The sequence below is a fragment of the Streptomyces sp. NBC_00631 genome (assembly GCF_045206895.1).
Classification (GTDB): Bacteria; Actinomycetota; Actinomycetes; order Streptomycetales; family Streptomycetaceae; genus Streptomyces.
In genome coordinates this window covers 2,403,608-2,422,055 of sequence record NZ_CP107734.1, presented here as the reverse complement: position 1 = coordinate 2,422,055, position 18,448 = coordinate 2,403,608, and the positions used below count along the sequence as shown (strand labels likewise).

At 71.4% G+C, this 18,448-nt stretch carries 16 protein-coding genes; 12 read left to right on the top strand and 4 right to left on the bottom strand.

Annotated elements, in window-relative coordinates; genetic code table 11:
• Positions 1-67 precede the first annotated feature (67 nt).
• Together OHB00_RS11110 and OHB00_RS11105 are read left to right on the top strand one after the other, a co-directional pair.
• Complete coding sequence (locus OHB00_RS11110; RefSeq protein ID WP_406433742.1) at positions 68-619, top strand: TetR/AcrR family transcriptional regulator; 552 nt, start codon at positions 68-70, stop codon at positions 617-619.
• Positions 616-2,130 (top strand): MFS transporter, encoded by a 1,515-nt coding sequence (locus OHB00_RS11105; RefSeq protein ID WP_406433740.1) that lies wholly within the window; start codon positions 616-618, stop codon positions 2,128-2,130. Before OHB00_RS11110 ends, OHB00_RS11105 begins: the two co-directional genes overlap by 4 nt.
• Before the next feature lie 123 nt (positions 2,131-2,253).
• Here the strand turns inward: OHB00_RS11105 and OHB00_RS11100 are convergent, their stop codons facing one another.
• Both OHB00_RS11100 and OHB00_RS11095 read right to left on the bottom strand, forming a co-directional pair.
• Positions 2,254-3,894 carry a multicopper oxidase family protein gene (locus OHB00_RS11100; RefSeq protein ID WP_406433738.1) on the bottom strand — a complete coding sequence of 547 codons (1,641 nt, stop codon included), beginning with the start codon at positions 3,892-3,894 and terminating at the stop codon, positions 2,254-2,256.
• Between the two features lie 180 nt (positions 3,895-4,074).
• On the bottom strand, positions 4,075-4,746 hold the full coding sequence (locus tag OHB00_RS11095) for a 1-acyl-sn-glycerol-3-phosphate acyltransferase (protein ID WP_089103180.1): 672 nt from the start codon (positions 4,744-4,746) through the stop codon (positions 4,075-4,077).
• Between the two features lie 320 nt (positions 4,747-5,066).
• Between OHB00_RS11095 and OHB00_RS11090 the strand changes: the two genes are divergently transcribed.
• From OHB00_RS11090 to OHB00_RS11080, 3 genes are all read left to right on the top strand, one after another.
• The gene (locus OHB00_RS11090) at positions 5,067-6,251 is read left to right on the top strand and encodes a glycerophosphodiester phosphodiesterase (RefSeq protein ID WP_406433736.1); all 1,185 of its coding nucleotides are present in this window, start codon (positions 5,067-5,069) and stop codon (positions 6,249-6,251) included.
• Positions 6,252-6,325: 74 nt separating this feature from the next.
• Positions 6,326-6,832: an RNA polymerase sigma factor gene (locus OHB00_RS11085; protein ID WP_406433734.1), complete on the top strand. Its 507-nt coding sequence runs from the start codon at positions 6,326-6,328 to the stop codon at positions 6,830-6,832.
• A 44-nt stretch (positions 6,833-6,876) separates the two neighbouring features.
• Positions 6,877-7,374 (top strand): GNAT family N-acetyltransferase, encoded by a 498-nt coding sequence (locus tag OHB00_RS11080; protein WP_406433732.1) that lies wholly within the window; start codon positions 6,877-6,879, stop codon positions 7,372-7,374.
• Positions 7,375-7,488: 114 nt separating this feature from the next.
• On the opposite strand, the gene OHB00_RS11075 is transcribed toward OHB00_RS11080, so the two are convergent.
• Both OHB00_RS11075 and OHB00_RS11070 read right to left on the bottom strand, forming a co-directional pair.
• Complete coding sequence (locus OHB00_RS11075) at positions 7,489-7,911, bottom strand: hypothetical protein (protein ID WP_406433730.1); 423 nt, start codon at positions 7,909-7,911, stop codon at positions 7,489-7,491.
• 1 nt (position 7,912) lies between these two features.
• Complete coding sequence (locus OHB00_RS11070; RefSeq protein ID WP_406433728.1) at positions 7,913-8,272, bottom strand: hypothetical protein; 360 nt, start codon at positions 8,270-8,272, stop codon at positions 7,913-7,915.
• A 69-nt stretch (positions 8,273-8,341) separates the two neighbouring features.
• Between OHB00_RS11070 and OHB00_RS11065 the strand changes: the two genes are divergently transcribed.
• The 7 genes from OHB00_RS11065 to cobT all read left to right on the top strand — a co-directional run bounded on the left by OHB00_RS11065 (position 8,342) and on the right by cobT (position 18,311).
• Positions 8,342-8,989, top strand: a complete 648-nt coding sequence (locus OHB00_RS11065) for an HAD family hydrolase (protein ID WP_406433726.1) — start codon at positions 8,342-8,344, stop codon at positions 8,987-8,989.
• A gap of 376 nt (positions 8,990-9,365) precedes the next feature.
• The gene (locus OHB00_RS11060; RefSeq protein ID WP_406433724.1) at positions 9,366-10,409 is read left to right on the top strand and encodes a methionine ABC transporter ATP-binding protein; all 1,044 of its coding nucleotides are present in this window, start codon (positions 9,366-9,368) and stop codon (positions 10,407-10,409) included.
• Positions 10,406-11,131 carry a methionine ABC transporter permease gene (locus tag OHB00_RS11055; RefSeq protein WP_406433722.1) on the top strand — a complete coding sequence of 242 codons (726 nt, stop codon included), beginning with the start codon at positions 10,406-10,408 and terminating at the stop codon, positions 11,129-11,131. Before OHB00_RS11060 ends, OHB00_RS11055 begins: the two co-directional genes overlap by 4 nt.
• A 77-nt stretch (positions 11,132-11,208) precedes the next feature.
• Positions 11,209-12,039: a MetQ/NlpA family ABC transporter substrate-binding protein gene (locus OHB00_RS11050; RefSeq protein WP_406433720.1), complete on the top strand. Its 831-nt coding sequence runs from the start codon at positions 11,209-11,211 to the stop codon at positions 12,037-12,039.
• Between the two features lie 173 nt (positions 12,040-12,212).
• Positions 12,213-12,842, top strand: a complete 630-nt coding sequence (locus OHB00_RS11045) for a GNAT family N-acetyltransferase (protein WP_406433718.1) — start codon at positions 12,213-12,215, stop codon at positions 12,840-12,842.
• 114 nt (positions 12,843-12,956) lie between these two features.
• On the top strand, positions 12,957-14,183 hold the full coding sequence (gene cbiE, locus OHB00_RS11040; RefSeq protein ID WP_406433716.1) for a precorrin-6y C5,15-methyltransferase (decarboxylating) subunit CbiE: 1,227 nt from the start codon (positions 12,957-12,959) through the stop codon (positions 14,181-14,183).
• 345 nt (positions 14,184-14,528) lie between these two features.
• Positions 14,529-18,311, top strand: a complete 3,783-nt coding sequence (cobT, locus tag OHB00_RS11035; protein WP_406433714.1) for a nicotinate-nucleotide--dimethylbenzimidazole phosphoribosyltransferase — start codon at positions 14,529-14,531, stop codon at positions 18,309-18,311.
• The last annotated feature ends 137 nt before the right edge of the window (positions 18,312-18,448 follow it).

Below are 18,448 nucleotides of genomic sequence, written 5' to 3'. Positions count from 1 at the left end.
CAGACCTCTCTGAGCCGCACATGACCCAGGTGAGACAAACTTGTCTCACCTGGATTACTCTTGTCTCATGGCCCTCGACCGCGACCACGTCCTGCGCAGCGCAGCCGCCCTGCTGACCCGCAAGTCCACCGCGACCATGGACGAGGTCGCCAAGGCCGCCGGGATCAGCCGGGCCACCCTGCACCGGCACTTCGCGGGGCGCGACGCCCTCGTGCGCGCGCTGGAGGCGCTCGGCATCGAGGAGTGCGAGGCGGCCCTGGACGCGGCCCGCCTGGACGAGGGCCCCGCGGCCGAGGCCGTACACCGCCTGGTCGGCGAGATCGAACCGGCCGCCGGCCTGCTCGCCTTCCTCTACACGGAGAACCAGCTGTTCGAGGGCGAGGCGCAGCACCAGGGCTGGACGCGGATCGACGACCGCATCGCGGCCCTCTTCAGGCGCGGTCAGCAGGACGGCGAGTTCCGCATCGACCTCACGCCCGCCTGGCTCACCGAGGCGCTGTACGGCCTGCTGGCCTCCGCCGCCTGGGCGGTCTCCGAAGGCCGCGTCGCCCGTAAGGACTTCACCCACATGATCGTCGAGCTGCTGCTCGGCGGCGCACGACGAAGAGAGGAATCATGACCAGCACCCTGCAGCCGGCGCGCGCAGCGGAGGCGGAGGAGAAGCGGCCGGGCCGCTGGCTCGCGCTCTCCGCTCTCGTGCTCGCCGTGCTGCTGGTGGCCGTGGACGCGACCGTCCTCGGCCTCGCGACCCCCTACATCAGCGAAGACCTCAACCCTTCGGGCACCCAGCTGCTCTGGATCGGTGACGTCTACTCGTTCGTCATCGCCGGTCTGCTGGTCTCGATGGGCAGCCTCGGCGACCGCATCGGCCGCAAGCGGATCCTGCTCGTGGGCGCGACGGCGTTCGGCGCGATATCCGTCCTGAACGCGTACGCGACGACCCCCGGCATGCTGATCGCGGCCCGCGCCCTGCTCGGCGTCGCGGGCGCGACCCTGATGCCCGCCACCCTCGCCCTGATCCGCAACCTCTTCCACGACCCGCGCGAGCGCAGCCTCGCCGTCGGCATCTGGGGCGCGGCCGCGTCGGCCGGCACGGCGGTCGGCCCGATCGTGGGCGGCTTCCTGCTCGAACACTTCTGGTGGGGCTCGGTCTTCCTGATCAACCTGCCGGTGATGGTGGTCCTGGTCCTCGTCGGCATCAGGACGCTCCCCGAGTCCCGCAACCCCCGCCCCGGCCCCTGGGACCTGATCAGCGTCGTGCTGTCGCTGGTCGGCATGATCGCGGTCGTGTACGCGGTGAAGGAGGCCGCGACCCACGGCCTCACCGGGGTGACCGCGGTCGCCGCCCTCCTCGGTGCCGTGGCCCTTCACGGCTTCGTCCGCCGCCAGCTCACCATGCCCGAGCCCCTGCTGGACATGCGGCTGTTCCGCAACCGGGGCTTCAGCGGCGCGGTCCTGGCCGACCTGCTGACCGTGCTCGGCATGTCGGGCCTTGTGTTCTTCCTCTCCCAGTACCTGCAACTGGTCCAGGGCAGGCACCCGTTCGAGGCCGGCCTCGCCGAACTCCCGGCCGCGGTCGGCGCGGTGGCGGCGGGCCTGGTGGCGGGACGTACGGCCCGCCGCTACTCGGTGCGGGCGGTGGTCTCCGGCGGCCTGGCGGCCGTGGGTGTGGCCCTCGCGGTCCTGACCACCCTCTCGCAGTCCACCGGCTACCCGCTCCTCGGCGCCGCCCTGCTGGTGGTCGGCGTCGGCGCGGGCTTCTCGTTCACGGTCACGGCGGACGTCATACTCTCCAGCGTCCCCAAGGACCAAGCGGGCGCCGCCTCCGCGGTCTCCGAGACGGCCTACGAACTGGGCGCGGCGCTCGGCATCGCCCTGCTCGGCTCGATCGTGACCGGCGTCTACCGCGACTTCACGGCCCCGGCGGGCACCCCGGCCGCCGCCCACGAATCACTGGGCGCGGCGGTGGAGGCGGCGAAGACCATGCCGGCCCACCCGGCGGCGGAGATGCTGACAGCGGCCCGCGACTCCTTCACCCACGGCCTCCACCTGGCCTCGGGCGCGGGCGCCGCGGTCCTCCTGGCAACGGCGGCGGCAGCGTGGTTCCTGCTCAAGAACCAGAAGCTCTGAAACGCGGTTCGGGGCAGCACCCCTTCAGGGGCGCGGGGCCGTGTGTGATGTGCGGCTGCCGCCGCGTGGGCGCGAACAACCACGACGCACCCGCGCCCGAGGAAATACCGATGCACCCCAAAATCATTTCTTGTAACCCAACACCGTCATCATCCCGCTCTCCGAGTGGTACTGGTTGTGACAGTGCAGCATCCACAACCCCGGGTTGTCGGCATCGAAGTCGAGCACCAGCTTGCGATGCGGCAGCACGATCGTCGTGTCCTTGCGCGCCCCCGCCGAGCTGATCCCGGTGACCGAGAACGTATGCCCGTGCAGATGCATCGGATGCCACATGTCGGTCGCGTTGACCAGCGTCAGCCGTACCCGCTCACCGGCCCGCACCGCATGCCGTTCCCGCACGTCGTACGACTTGTGGTCGAACCCCCAGTCGTACTTCTGCATCGTCCCCGTGATCCTGATCCGCAGATCGCGGTCGGGAGTGCGGTCGTCCAACGCGACGGATTCGGCCGGCAGCAGGCGGCGTGCCGGTACGAGCTCGCGGTCCAGTTCGTCCGGGCGGACATCCGGCGCCGGAAGGTTTCTCCCCTTGTCGGTGCGGAGGATCGCGAGCGCCTTGCCCTTCTTGCCCTCGGCGAGTGCGACGAGCGGGAAGACGCCGTCCTGGGCGGTGACGAGGACGTCGTACCGCTCGGCCATGCCGATGAGCAGCGCGTCGGTCTTCTTGTGCTGCACGGGATAGCCGTCGGTGTGGGTGACCGTCATGGCGTGACCGCCGAGCGCGACCCGGAAGGCCGTCTCGGAGCCCGCGTTGATGAGACGGATCCGGACCCGGTCGCCGGGGCGGCAGCGGAAGACGGATGGGGCGGTGCGCAGGCGCCCGTTGGCCAGGTAGTGCGGGTAGGCGACGTTGCCGCCCTCGCCGTGGAGCAGTTGGCTGTGGGAGTTGCGCAGCACCCGGTCGGGGCCCGTCGGCGTCCTGGACCTGGATTTGGACGGTGAGGCGGACGCGTGCGCCGATCCGTGGGGGCTCGGGCTGTGGCGACCGGGGCCCATGCCCATGCCCATGTCCATGTCCATGGATCCGCCCGGCTTGAGCTGGTCCAGTACCCGCTCGGGGCTGGAGCCGTCGATGCCGTCCACCCAGTCGTCCAGGACGACGACCCATTCCTGGTCGTAGGCGAGCGGCTCCTTCGGGTCGTCGACGATGAACGGCGCGTAGAGGGCCCGGTCGGGCTGCATGCCGACGTGGGAGTGGAGCAGATACGTGCCCGGGTGGGAGGCGACGAACCGGTAGATGAAGTCCGTCCCCGGCGCGATGGGAGGCTGGGTCAGGTCCGGAACACCGTCCATGTCGCAGCGCAGCCGCACCCCGTGGGCGTGCAGTGTGGTCTTCTCGGTGAGCTGGTTGGAAAGCGTCAGGCTGAGCACGTCACCGGCGGTGGCGCGGACCAGCGGCCCCGGGACCGACTCGTTGTAAGCCCAGCTGTGGACCGACCGCCCGCCCAGGTCCAGCATGCTCTTGGCGGCCGTGAACCTGATCATGCGGACGGGGCCGGACCCGCGCTTCCGCTCCGTCGCGAGCACTTCCGGGTCCGACGGGTTGACGTACCCCTTGGGCCCCTGCGGGACGAACGCCGCGGTGCCGGCCGTGTGGCGTGGGCCGGAAAGGGGTTCGGAGCCTGAGTCGCTACACGCCGCAAGAAGCCCCGCGCCGGCGGCAGCGAACGGAGCACGGAGCAGGGTACGCCGAGAAGGTTTCTGCATGTCTGAATAAGACATGCTGTGTGCTCATATGGTCGGTAAATGCGGAGGAATGACCGGAGTGTCGGGTCAGATTCCACCGGCAGGCGGACCCCGGACGGATGTCAGGCAGATGGCAGACAAAAGGGCGCGAACGATTGGTCCGCGCCCTTCCGCCGAAAGAGTGTCAGCCAGACCCGGTCGTCAGGCGGCCTTCGCCTTCGTGGCGTACATGTCCACGTACTCCTGCCCGGACAGCCGCATCACCTCGGCCATCACCGAGTCGGTCACGGCCCGCAGCACATAGCGGTCCCGGTCCATCCCCTCGTACCGCGAGAACTCCATCGCCTCACCGAACCGGACGGTGACCTTGCCGGGTCGCGGGATGCCCGCGCCACCCGGCTGCAGCTTGTCCGTGCCGATCATCGCGAACGGCACCACCGGCGCGCCGGTCATCAGCGTCAGCCGCGCGATGCCGGTACGGCCCCGGTAGAGCCGGCCGTCGGGGGAGCGGGTGCCCTCCGGGTAGATCCCGAAGATCCTGCCCTCGTCCAGGACCCGCTTGCCGGTCATCAGCGCGGCCACCCCGCCGCTCGCGCCGTCCCGGTCCACCGGGATCATGCCGACACCGGTGAAGAACCAGGCCATCAGCCGGCCCTTGAAGCCCTTCCCGGTGACGTACTCGTCCTTGCCGATGAAGAACACCTGCCGCTTGCTCACGAGCGGAAGGATCATCGAGTCGATGAACGTGAGGTGGTTGCCGGCGAGGATGACCGGCCCGTCCCCCGGGATGTGCTCCACGCCCTCCACCTGGGGGCGGAACATCAGGCGCATGATCGGTCCGAGCACTGCCTTGATGAGCGCGAAGCGGGACAACGGGTCCTCCGATGTCGAGGGGCGGTATGAGTATGTGCAGGTGAGGACATTACTCGCGGCTCCCTGGGAAGCGCACATCGGGAACGGCCGGTTCACCGAGGTCTTACGTACTGTTGACGCTGGTTTACCTGCGGTGACGCCCAGGCGTCGGCTCGTCACGAGGTGGCGGCGATGTGACGGAAGTCGCCGACGGACCGTCACCGCCCGCCGTCCATCAGCCATACGGCGTCATCCGACCGTTGGGCCGGTGGTCTCCCGTCGGTCACATGCGCCGCCCTACGATCAGCCGGCATCGAAGGGCGAAGGTCAGGAGAGCGCTCATGAACACGCACGACTCGGACGAGCGGACGCAGGCAAACGGTACGACCGGACGGCGGGCGCTGCTCGGCGCCGCGGTGCTCGGCGCCGGCGGCGCGGTCCTCGGGCTGCCCGGGGCGGCCAGAGCGGCCGAGGTCAAGCAGGCCGGTCACGGCGACGGCGGCCTGAAGAGCCTCCCGAAGCCGACGATCATCGGTCACCGGGGCTCCAGCGGCTACCGCCCCGAGCACACCTTCGGCTCCTACAACCTCGCCCTCGACCTCGGCGCCGACGTCGTCGAGGCCGGCGACCTCGTCCCCACCAAGGACGGCCACCTGGTCTGCCGCCACGAGCCGGAGATCGGCGGCACCACGGACGTGGCCGACCACAAGGAGTTCGCCGACCGCAAGACCACCAAGACGCTGGACGGCGTGCCCACCACCGGCTGGTTCACCGAGGACTTCACGCTCGCCGAGCTGAAGACGCTGCGCGCGATCGAGCGCATCCCGGCCAACCGCCCGCACAACACGCTCTACAACGGCCGCTGGGAGATCCCCACCTTCGAGGAGGTCCTCAAGTGGCAGGACGAGCAGACCCGCAAGCGCGGCAAGCAGGTCTGGATCTACCCGGAGACCAAGCACCCCACCTACTTCCGCCGCCTCGGCCTCGGCCTTGAGGAGCGGGTCGCCAAGCTGCTGCGCAAGTACGGCAAGGACAAGCGGAACTCCCCGGTCATCCTGCAGTCCTTCGAGCCGTCCAGCATCCAGCGCCTGAACACGCTGCTCGACAACCCGCTGGTGGTGCTGCTCTCCGCCGCCGGCACGCAGCCCTACGACTTCGTCGCGACCGGGGACCCGCGCACGGTCGCCGACCTGATCACGCCGAAGGGCCTGCGGGAGATCGCCGGTTACGCGCAGGGCATCGGCCCGACCCTCGACCTGATCATCCCCAAGGACGCGAACGGCGACTTCACCACGCCGAGCACGCTGGTCGCGGACGCGCACAAGGTGGGTCTGGTCCTCCACCCGTACACCATGCGCAACGAGAACCCGTTCCTGCCCCCGGCCTACCGCAAGGGCAGCGCCGCGGACGCCTACGGCAACGTCTTCCCCGTCTTCCAGAAGTACTTCGAGACCGGCATCGACGGCGTCTTCACGGACAACGCCGACACCGCGCTGCTGGCCCGCGCCGACTTCGTCAACGGCTGAGCACCCGCGCCCCGTTCGGGGTGTCTCCCGGCCGCCCCGGCAACCTGCCCCGGGGCGGCCGCGTCGTTCCGCGTATGACGCACGACCTGGTCGCCGCCCTGCGCCCGCTGCTCACCGCCGAAGCCTCGGCCGAGGCACATGCCTGCGGAGGCGACCCCCGCGACCTGGAGCAGACCGTCTGGCTCCGCCTCCTGGAGCGCCTGGCGACCCACGGCCCACCCCGTGCCCCCGAGGACTGGTTGCGCCGGGCGGTCCGCGCCGAGTCCCGCCGCACCCGCCGTACCGCCGGCCGGGAACGCCCCTACGCCACCGACCCCGCCGACACGGCCACCCCCACCCCCGAGCAACGCGTCCTCACCACCGCCCGCCACCGCGCCCTGCGCGAGGCGGTGGTCCGCCTGCCGGGCCGCTGTCCCGGCCTGCTCCAGGCCCTGCTCTCCCCGAAGGACCTGACATACCGGGAGATCGCGGGGGAGTTGGGTATCTCACAGGGCAGTCTCGGCCCGGAACGTTCCAGATGTCTGGGTTGTCTGCGTCGATTGTTGACGCCGGAGGTTGCGCCCCGCGAAGCGCGGGGATAGGAGTGAGAACGACAGGCGATCAGGTGAGCGGGAGGCGTGCGCACATGGGCATGAGCGTGACCATCTCGGTGGCGACCGAGCAGGATGCAGAGCAGATCTTCAGGCTCCAGTACCTGTGCTTCCAGAGTGAGGCGGCGCTGTACGGCAACTACCGCATCGACCCGCTCGTCCAGAGCCTCGACTCGGTCCGTCAGGAACTCGCCACCGACTGCGTCTTCGTCGCCCGGCTCGGCGAGGAGGTCGTCGGCTCGGTCCGCGGCTCGGTCACCGAGGACGGCGCCGCGGCCATCGGGAAGCTCTGCGTGCATCCCCGCCTCCAGGGCCACGGCATCGGCGCGAGGCTGCTGCGCGCGGCCGAGTCGGCGCTCGTGGAGGAGCGCGGCGCCAAGAAGTTCCGCCTCTTCACCGGCCACCGCAGCGAGGGCAACCTCCGCCTGTACAGGAGGGTCGGGTACGAGACCGTAGGCACGTCAAAGGGCGCGGACGGCGTCCCGATGATCGTCCTGGAAAAGCCGGCCAGCACTTATGCGACAACGGCCTGACTTTTCAACGGCCCTCGCTCAAGCGCCCCGTCAGGGGCGCGGGGCTGCATTTGATCTGCGGCTCCGCCGCGTGGACGCGACCAGCCACAACGCACCCGCAGCCGCGCACGTTCCTCAGGCCCCCGCCCCTTCGGCGCCCTTCCGCAACCAGTACAACGCGGAAATCGGCAGCAGCACAGGAATGAACACGTAGCCCATCCCGTAGTCCGACCACACGGTCGCATCCGGGAAAGCAGAAGAGTCGACGAGGGTCCAGGTACCCACGATCAACACCCCCGCGAGCTCGGCGGCGCAGCACACCTGCGCCACCTTGCGGGCCGTCTCGCCGCCCCGCACCAGTGTGTACGTGATGAACGCGTACACCACCCCCGCCACCGCCGACAGCGAGTACGCCAGCGGCGCCCGGTCGAACCCGGTAGCGATCTGGTACGCGGATCGCGACACCGCGCCGACCACCATCACCCCGTAGAACCACACCAGCAACGTCCCGGGCCCGCTGGTCAGCCGCCGCTTCGGCCTCTCTTCCACGGCCGTCATCTCACCCTCCCCAGATGTCATAGAGCCGCACCTCCAGCACGGCCAGCACCACACCGCCCGCGGCGACCGTCACGGAACCCCACCGCGTCCGCTCGGCGAGCGACATGAATCCCGCGGCCGGCACGCACGCGAACGCGCCCAGCAGATAGGCGACGAAGATCGTCGTCCCCTGCTCCGGCTTCTCGCCCCGCGCCAGCAGCACGATCCCGGCGACCAGCTGGACCAGCGCCAGCACCGTCACCACGGCCATCCCGATGAAGTGCCAGTCCTTCGTCGGCTGGTCCCGGTACGCCGCCCAGCCGCACCACACGGCGAGCAGCAGCGCGGCGACTCCGGTCACCAGTAGCAGGGCATTGAGCATGCGGTGACCTTATTACGGCCGAAACGGCCCGATGCCGTCGCCCCCGCCGTACACCGTAGGGTCCAGACCATGACGATCCACGCACAAGCCCTCCTGTTCGACAACGACGGCACCCTGGTCTCCTCCCTCGACTCGGTCGAGCGCTGCTGGGCCCTCTGGGCGGCGGAGTACGGCGTCACCGAAGAGTTCGCCCGCGTCGAACTGCATGGACGGCCCGCCGCGGACATCGTCGCCGACCTGCTCCCGGCGGCCCTGGTGCCGGAGGCGGTCGCCCGCGTCGAACAGCTGGAGGTGGAGGACGTCCCCAACGGCGGTGTCCACCTGCTCCCCGGCACCGCCGCCCTCCTCGACGCCCTGCCCGCCGACCGCTGGGCCGTCGTCACCTCCGCCACCGGCCGGCTGGCCGAAGCCCGTCTGGAAGCGGTCGGGATCCGGCCGAAGACACTGATCTGCGCCGACGACATCACCCGCGGCAAGCCCGACCCCGAGCCCTACCTCCTCGCCGCCCGCCGGCTGGGCGTCGACCCGGCGCACTGCGTGGTCTTCGAGGACGCCCCCGCCGGACTCCAGGCGGGCCGCGCGGCCGGCATGACCACCGTGGCCTTGGCCACAACCCACCAGGCGCACGAGCTGGACGCGGACCTCGTGGTGAAGGACCTCTCGGCGTTGTCCGTGCTGGTCACCGAGGGCTCCGTCGAGATATCGCCCCTCGGCTGAAAGGCGTCCGCCGCTGTCCACCATGCGGACAGCGGCGGCCTGTCAGGACCGTAGGTCTGGTTTACTGATCGCATGACCACGACGAGCGACCGCACCCCTGCGACCGAGGCGACCATGACGCCCGGTGCTCGTCGTATGTGTCGAATGTGCGCCTTCTAGAGGGCCCCCGCACCACCCCAGAGCTCGCGCCCCGAAGCGAGACCGGTGGCATGTCCGTACGACGCCACGAAACGCGTATGTGACCCAAGCCGCCCCCCCGCGCACATGTTCTCCCCGGTTCAGCGCCCTTGCGAGAACCGTGCCGCGTCCCTGAACGAACGCACCCGTGCGCCCGGGCACACCCACGCCCGCGCACTCGACAGTGACGGAAACCCACGTGATCACCACAACGGGCCTGACGAAAATCTATCGGTCCCACCGCTCGCGCGGCCGCGAGGTCACCGCCCTCGACGGCGTCGATCTGCACGTCCGCGAAGGCGAGGTGTACGGCGTCATCGGCCAGTCCGGCGCCGGCAAGTCCTCGCTGATCCGCTGCGTCAACCTGCTGGAGCGCCCCACCACCGGCACCGTGACGGTGGACGGGCAGGACCTCACCGCCCTCGCCGGGCGCGGTCCCCGGGCCGGCAGGGAGCTGCGGCAGGCACGCAGCCGCATCGGCATGGTCTTCCAGCACTTCAACCTGCTGTCCACCAGGACTGTCCAGGACAACGTCGAGCTGCCGCTCGAAATCCTCGGGAAGTCGGGGAAGGAACGCTCCGTCAAGGCGCTTGAGCTGCTCGACCTCGTCGGACTCGCCGACAAGGCGAAGGCCTACCCGGCGCAGCTCTCCGGCGGCCAGAAGCAGCGCGTCGGTATCGCCCGCGCCCTGGCCGGCGACCCCAAGGTGCTGCTCTCCGACGAGGCCACCAGCGCCCTCGACCCGGAGACCACCCGCTCCATCCTCCAGCTGCTGCGCGACCTGAACCGGCAACTGGGCCTGACCGTCCTGCTCATCACGCACGAGATGGACGTCGTGAAGACGATCTGCGACTCGGCCGCCCTCATGGAGAAGGGGCGGATCGTCGAACACGGCACTGTCAGCGAACTGCTTGCGACCCCGGGCTCCGAACTGGCCGCCGCGCTCTTCCCGGTCGGCGGCGAGGCCTCCGGCGACGACCGCACCGTCCTCGACGTCACCTTCCACGGCGAGGCCGCCACCCAGCCGCTCATCTCCCAGCTCTCCCGCACCTACAACATCGACATATCGATCCTCGGCGCCGCCATCGACACCGTCGGCGGCCTCCAGATCGGCCGGATGCGCATCGAACTGCCCGGCCGCTACGAGGACAACGTGGTGCCCATCGGCTTCCTGCGCGAGCAGGGCCTGCGGATCGACGTACTGGGCCGGGAGGCCCTGCTGGTGAAGGACGGTGCCCGGTGACCTGGTCCGAGATGCAGCCGCTGCTGTCCCAGGCGTGTTGGGACACGCTCTACATGGTCGGCTGGTCCACGCTGATCGCCGTCGTCGGCGGCCTGCCGCTCGGCGTCCTGCTCGTTCTCACCGACCGCGGCGGCCTGCTCCAGAACGTGCTGGCCAACAAGGTCATCGGGCAGATCGTGAACGTGGCCCGTTCGATGCCGTTCATCATCCTGATGGTCGCGCTGATGAACTTCACCCGCTGGATCACCGGGACGACCATCGGCCGCGAGGCCGCCATCGTGCCGCTCGCGATCGGCGCCATCCCGTTCTTCGCCCGCCTGGTCGAGACGGCTGTCCGCGAAGTGGACGGCGGACTGGTCGAGGCCGTGCAGTCGATGGGCGGCAACACCTGGACCGTCGTACGCAAGGTCCTCGTACCCGAGTCGCTGCCCTCGCTCATCTCCTCCACCACGACCACGATCGTCGCGCTCATCGGCTACTCGGCCATGGCCGGCACGGTCGGCGCCGGCGGGCTCGGCGACATCGCCATCCGCTACGGCTACCAGCGGTTCGAGACCGAGCTGATGTGGATCACGGTCGCCATCCTCGCGGTCGTCATCTCGGTCATCCAGTTCGCCGGCGACTACGCGGCCCGCTCCCTGCACCGCCGCGGCGGCCGGTCGGGACCGGCGCCGAAGCTGCGCCTGCTGAAGGCCTCCACGGCCGCCGGCGAGACCGTCTGAGCCACCGGCGACCTCCCCCGGATTTCCCCGCACCACCCATCGCGGGGTCGCTCCACCCTTAAGGAAAGGCACTTTTCGTGCGTAACACCGCAAAGCTCACCACCGCCGTCCTCGCCGCCGGAGCCCTCACCTTCGGGCTCACCGCCTGCGGCTCGGGCAAGGACTCCGCCTCCGCCGACTACAGCGGCCCGCTGGTCGTCGCGGCGAGCCCGACCCCGCACGCCGAGATCCTCGACTACATCAAGGACAACCTGGCGAAGAAGGCCGGACTCGACCTGGAGGTCAAGGAGTTCACCGACTACATCACGCCGAACACGGCGACCGAGGACGGCTCGGTGGACGCCAACTACTTCCAGAACAAGCCGTACCTCGACGACTTCAACAAGAAGCGCGGCACCCACATCGTGCCCGTCGTCACGGTGCACCTGGAGCCGCTCGGCCTCTACTCCCACAAGGTCGAGAGCGTGGACGCGCTGAAGAGCGGTGCGACCGTCGCCGTCCCGAACGACTCCGTGAACGAGGCGCGCGCCCTCAAGCTGCTCGCCGCCAACGGACTCATCACCCTCAAGGACGGCGCCGGCAGCGAGGCGACCCCGCAGGACATCGCGAAGAACCCGAAGAACCTCCGGTTCAAGGAGGTCGAGGCGGCCCAGACCGCACGCTCCCTGGACGACGTGGACGCCGCGGTGATCAACGGCAACTACGCCATCTCGGCCGGCATCAAGCCCGCCAAGGACGCCCTCGTCGTGGAGTCCGCGAAGAACAGCCCGTACGGCAACTTCCTCGCGGTGAAGAAGGGCGACGAGAAGGACCCGCGGGTGAAGAAGCTCGCCAAGCTCCTCACCTCGCCCGAGGTGAAGAAGTTCATCGAGGACAAGTACCAGGGCTCGGTCATCCCGTCCTTCTGAGCCGCGCCGCCCTTCCGACGGCACGTATACGGCGTATCGCCACGCACGGGGTCCACTCGGTCACCACGGGTGGACCCCGTCGTGCGGTTCAGTGGTTTCATGCTGCATGCTGGGCAGTTCGCAGGCCCTGACGGTTTGGCCCTGAAGGAATTCCGAAGGTTACGGAGTGGCGCATGACTAGCACCTTCCCCAGCATCTCCATCAGCACGGAGCGGTTGGTGCTGCGTCCCTTCGACGAGGACGACGTGCCCGCCCTGGCCGAGATGATGAACGACGAGCAGGTGGGGGCCTGGACCGGCGTGCCCCAGCCGTACAGCGAGGACGCCGCCCGGCGCTGGATCGCCGAGTACGCGCCGGCCGAGCGGCTCGCGGGCCGGGGCCTCGACCTCGCCGTCACCGAGTTCCTCACCCAGCGCCTGGTCGGCGTCATCCAGCTCGCCAAGACCAACTGGCACATCCGCTCGACCGAGTTGTCGTACATCGTCGCCTCGTGGGCCCGTGGCGAGGGCTACGCCTCCGAGGCCGCGCTCGCCACCGCCCAGTGGCTGCTCGGCGACCAGAAGTTCGAGCGCATCGAGTTGCGCACCGCCGCCGACAACACCGCCTCCCAGCAGGTGGCCCAGAAGATCGGCTGCATCAGCGAGGGTGTGCTGCGCAACGCCTGCATAGTCCACGTCCGCACCGAGGACGGCACCTGGGCGGACGTACGCAGCGACTACATCGTGTGGAGCCTGCTCCCGGAGGACCTGGAGGGCGCGGGCGAGGAACTCGCCGGCAGCGACGGCTTCACCTCCTGGAACTGACGGCGACGGGACTCGCCCCGTCGCGCCCCGTACACCTCCACCAGGTACTCTCACGGAGCCCGCCCTCTGGGCCCGGACCCTGACGACCTGCGAAAACCCTGGAGACTGACGACGATGGCCGACCGGGTCACGGTGATCGGCTGGGACGGCTCGCCCCTGACCGCCGCGGGACGCGGCGCACTCGGCGCCGCCACGCTCGTCGCGGGCGCGGCCCACCATCTGGACCTCCCCGAGGTGCCGCCCGGCGCCGAACGCATCCGCCTCGGCAGTGTCGCCCTCGCCGCCCGCCGCATCGCCGGCCACCGCGGCACCGCCGTGGTGCTCGCCGACGGCGACCCCGGCTTCTTCGGTGTCGTACGGACCCTGCGCGCACCCGAGTTCGGCCTGGAGGTCGAGGTCGTCCCCGCCGTCTCCTCGGTGGCCGCCGCCTTCGCCCGCGCCGGCATGCCCTGGGACGACGCGCAGGTGGTCGTCGCACACCGGCGCACCCTGCGACGCGCGGTGAATGTGTGCCGCGCCCACACCAAGGTGGCCGTCCTCACCTCACCCGGCGCCGGACCCGCCGAACTCGGCCTGCTGCTGGAGGGCGTTCACCGCACCTTCGTCATCTGCGAGGAACTCGGCACCGACCGCGAACAGGTCCACGTCGTCACCTCCGACAAGGCCGCCGACCACGCCTGGCGCGACCCCAACGTCGTCATCGTCATCGGGGGCACGACCGGACCGGTGACGGTGCCCGAGGGCGGTGGCTGGATCGCCGGACGGGACCCGGCGGCCGGTCCGCGGGGCTGGGTGCAGCCCGACGCGGAGTACGGCGACGGAGCCGCGCTCGGCGAAGGGGAAACGGATCTGCTGCGGGCCGCCCAACTGGCCCGGCTGGGGCCCCGGGTGGGGGACCTGGTCTGGGACATCGGCTGCGGCAGCGGCGCGTTCGCCACCGAGGCCGCGCGGGCCGGCGCCGCCGTCATCGCCGTCGACCGGGACCTCGCGGCCTGCGTCCGCAGCGAGTCGGCCGCCCGCAGGTTCGGGGTCCAGCTGCAGATCGTGCACGGCAGCGCCCCGCACGTGCTGGAGAACCTGCCCGAGCCCGACGTCGTCCGGGTCGGCGGCGGGGGAGCGGCCGTGGTGAACGCGGTCGCCGACCGCCGTCCGCAGCGCATCGTCACCCACGCCGCCACCCGCGACGCGGCCGAACTCGTCGGCCGCGACCTGACCGAGCACGGATACCAGGTCGAGTGCGCCCTGCTGCAGTCCGTCGAACTCGACACCAGGGCCTGGACGGAGACCGAGCGGAACGTCGCGTTCCTGCTCAGCGCCGTGCTACCCGAACGCGCCCCGTGATCCTGTTGTCATACTGCGCGAGGTAGGCTGGCCGATCGCTGCACTACACCGGTGGCCCGGAAATTCGTTGGTCAATGTCCGGAAAACACGCCCCTTTTGGGGCGGGTGTGGTACGGCAGAACCGGGGACGCGCGCAACGTGGCGCAGTCCACAGCGGGCTGTCGCGGATCACGCTGTCGCGACGGTCGAACGGCCGGGACAATGCCACTGAATGGCTTTGTCGCCTTTTCCGGCGGGTCGTTCGTGCCGCTGGGCGCGCACGCTCGTTCTTGACAGTGGGGCGGTCGGTGCGCCGCCCCGGCGAGCTGGTCGTAGAAGGCACTAACCGATGGGCGAGGGGTACGCATGACGGACACCGGCCAGGTCCCGGGCGAGGGACTGCCGGAGAGCGCAGGCATGGTGGAACAGCCGGGCGCTCCCGCGCTCGGCGCGTACACCTACCTCTCCGAGTCGCCTGCCGAGGACGAAGACCTCCTGCTCCCCGGCGCCCAGGGCGCCTGGGGCAACGAAGTGCCGCCGCCGGCCCCCGAGCCGGTCGTCGAGACCGTCCACGAGCCCGGCCCGCACGAGACGGACGGCCGCGACAGCGGCTCGGTCGACCTGACCGCCGTCCGGCTGCCCAACTCGGTACCGGCGTCCCCGATCCTCTCGGTACCGCACGATCCCGCGGCCGCCCCGGCCCCGCGCCGCCCGCTGCACCTCGGTCCGCCGATCCCCGACGCCTCCGCCAGCCCGGTCCGCTCCCTCGCCGACCGCGGGCCGGCCGGCGCGCCGCTACGGCAGCCGGGCGCGCCCGCGGCCGGTCCCGAATACCTCGACGTCCAGCCGCCGCGCGAGGCCGTACCGCAGTCCGCCGCGCCCTGGGGCGCGCCGCAGCCGACGCCGCAGACCGTCCCGCAGTCGGCACCGCAGGCCGCTCCGGTGGCCCAGGTGGTCGCACAGGCCCCGGCTGCCGAAACGGTTATTCCGGTTGCGGAGCCCGTTGCTGTCGCGGCTCCGGCCGCCCCTGCCGCTACCGCCGCTCCGGAGCCGCAGGCGCAGCCAGTGGGCGCCCACGAGCTTCACGGAGCCGACCCTTCCGGTGCCGCGCAGGCGGCCGTCGCCCGGCTCGCCACGGCGGCCGTCGCCGTGGCCACGGGTGTCGCGGCCGAGGAGCCGCAGGCACCGGCCGCCGGCGCCGCCGTGCAGCCCGAGAACGCGTACGGTCCGCAGGGCGCGGCCCAGCCGGTCGACGGGGGTGCCCCGGTGCCGGTGGCACCCGAACCGGGAGGCGACTGGGGAGCGGAGCCGGGGGCGCCGTACGTCGTGCAGACTCCGGACGCCGTTCAGGTGCCGCAGTTCCCCGAGGCCGCTGGGATCGTCGAGGTTCCCCAGGCACCGGACGTGGTGCCGCCGCAGGTGACTCCGGCGCACGCGGTGGGCCCGGAGGTTCCGGAAGCGGTGCCGGCTCCCGGCGCCGACCCGGCATCCGGTGGAGTTGCCGTGGCCGAGGCCGCGCCGGTGGCGGAGGAGGCCGGTCAGCAGCTCGCGGAGCCGGTCGCCGAGGCCGTGGTGACCGATCCGGAGCCGCAGGTCGAGCCGCACGCCGTGGCGCTCGTCGGGGCCGAGCCGGTCACGGAGACCGGGGGCCCCGAGCCCGGTCCGGCGCTGGAAGCCGTCGTACCGGAAGCGGTCGTACCGGAAGCTGTCGTGCCCGAAGCCGTCGCGCCCGAGTCCCTCCCGGCCGCGGAGGCCGTCGCCGCCGACTCCGCTCAGCCGCTGCCCGCCGCGCCGCCCGTGCCGGTGCGGGCCGAGGAGGCCGGTGCCGAGGAACCCGCCCCGGCAGCCCCCGCCGCCGTCGCCCCCGAGGCCCCGCAGCCGCTCCAGGTGCCCCAGCCGCCGGAGGCCCTCGCGTCGGCCGTCCCGGAGGCCGAGCAGGTCGCCCCGCCCGCCCCGGCCGAGGTCCCCGCGGCGGCTGTCGTACCGCCGGCCGAGACCTCCGAGGCGCAGCCCGCCCAGCCGGCCTATGTCGCGGCGCCCCTGGCGGGCCCGCAGACCCAGGGCACCGCGCCCGTCCCCGAGGAGACCACGGCGGCCCAGGAGTCCCTGGTCGCCGTCGAACCGACGGAACCGGCCCCGGACCAGCCCCTGGGCGAGTTCGTCCCCGTCGACGGTCAGGTGCCGACCACTCCGCATCTCGCTCCCACCCCGCCCCACCCGCTGGTCCTCCCCGCGCAGGACCAGGGCGCCGAGTCGCTGCCCGAGCAGGCCGCGACGGTCCCCGCGCCCCGCGAGGCCGAACCCGCTCCGCTGCCGGAGCACCCCGATGTCGTACAGCAAGCGGAGGACCTGGACACCAGGGCCGCCGACCAGGAAGAGAGCACGGCCCCCGTGGCAGAAGCACGTCAGTCCACCGGCCCGGCCGCGCCCGCGTACGACGACGCCGAACGCGAGGCCGTCCTCAAGGTCATGCGCGAACGCCGTGACATCCGCAACGGCTTCCGCAGCGACCCCATCCCGCACGAGGTGCTGCTGCGCGTCCTGGAGGCCGCCCACACCGCGCCCTCCGTCGGCCACTCCCAGCCCTGGGACTTCGTCGTCATCCGCTCGGCCGACACCCGCCGCACGATGCACGAACTGGCCATGCGTCAGCGCGAGGCGTACGCCAAGTCCCTCCCCAAGGGCCGCGCGAAGCAGTTCAAGGAACTGAAGATCGAGGCGATCCTCGACACCCCGGTCAACATCGTCGTCACCGCCGACCCGACCCGCGGCGGCCGTCACACCCTCGGCCGGCACACCCAGCCGCAGATGGCGCCCTACTCCGCCGCCCTCGCCGTCGAGAACCTCTGGCTCGCCGCGCGTGCCGAGGGCCTGGGCGTCGGCTGGGTCAGCTTCTTCGACGAGCGCGAGATGGTCCGCGCGCTGGGGCTGCCCGAGCACCTCGAAGTCATCGCCTACCTGTGCGTGGGTTACGTCGACGAGTTCCCGGACGAGCCCGAGCTGATGCAGGCCGGCTGGTCCAAGCGCCGCCCGCTGTCCTGGGTGGTGCACGAGGAGACGTACGGCCGCCGGGCGCTGCCCGGCGAGGATCCGCACGACCTGCTCGCCGAGACCGTCGCCAGCGTCCGCCCGCTGGACGCCAAGGCGCTCGGTGAGGCCTGGGAGCGGCAGAAGCGGATGACCAAGCCGGCCGGTGCGCTCGGCATGCTGGAGATCATCTCAGCCCAGCTGTCCGGGCTGTCCCGGCAGTGCCCGCCGCCGATCCCGGAGCCCGCGGCCGTCGCGATCTTCGCCGGCGACCACGGGGTGCACGCCCAGGGCGTCACGCCGTGGCCGCAGGAGGTCACCGCCCAGATGGTGGCCAACTTCCTCGGCGGGGGAGCGGTCTGCAACGCGTTCGCGAGCCAGGTGGGCGCCGAGGTGTGCGTGGTGGACGTCGGTGTCGCCTCCGAACTCCCCGCCACGCCGGGCCTGCTGCCCCGCAAGGTGCGCGCGGGCACGTCCGACATGACGACCGGCCCGGCGATGTCCCGCGAGGAGGCCAAGCAGGCCATCGAGGTGGGCATCGAGACGGCCAGGGACCTGGTGGCCGCGGGCAACAAGGCGCTTCTCACCGGCGAGATGGGCATCGCGAACACGACCGCGTCCGCGGCCCTGATCTCCGTGTTCACGGGCGCCGACCCCGCCGAGGTCACCGGCCGGGGCACCGGCATCAACGACGAGACCCTCGCCCGCAAGACCGAGGTGGTCCGCCGCGCCCTGGAACTCCACCAGCCGGACCCGGCCGACCCGATCGGCGTCCTCGCCGCGGTCGGCGGCTTCGAACACGCGGCGATGGTGGGCCTGTTGCTGGGCGGCGCGTCCCTGCGTACGCCGGTGATCCTCGACGGCGTCAGCGCGGGCGCCGCCGCCCTCGTGGCCCGCGCGATCGCCCCCGAGGTCCTCGCGGCGTGCATCGCCGGCCACCGCAGCGCGGAACCGGGCCACGTGGCAGCCCTCAACAAGCTGGGCCTGCGCCCTCTCGTCGACCTCGACCTCCGCCTGGGGGAGGGCACGGGCGCTCTGCTCGCGCTCCCGCTGGTGCAGAGCACGGCGAGGGCCATGCACGAGGTGGCGACCTTCGACTCGGCGGGCGTGACGGAGAAGTAGCAGGAGCGGTCCCGCGTTCTCGCGGTGACCGGCCGGTCGCTGAAAGGCGCTGCCCCCGGGGCGGCCGGCTGGTCGCTGAAAGGTGCAGTTCTTGCGGCGACCGGCTGGTCGTGGGCGGTCGTGGTTGTTCCCGGAGT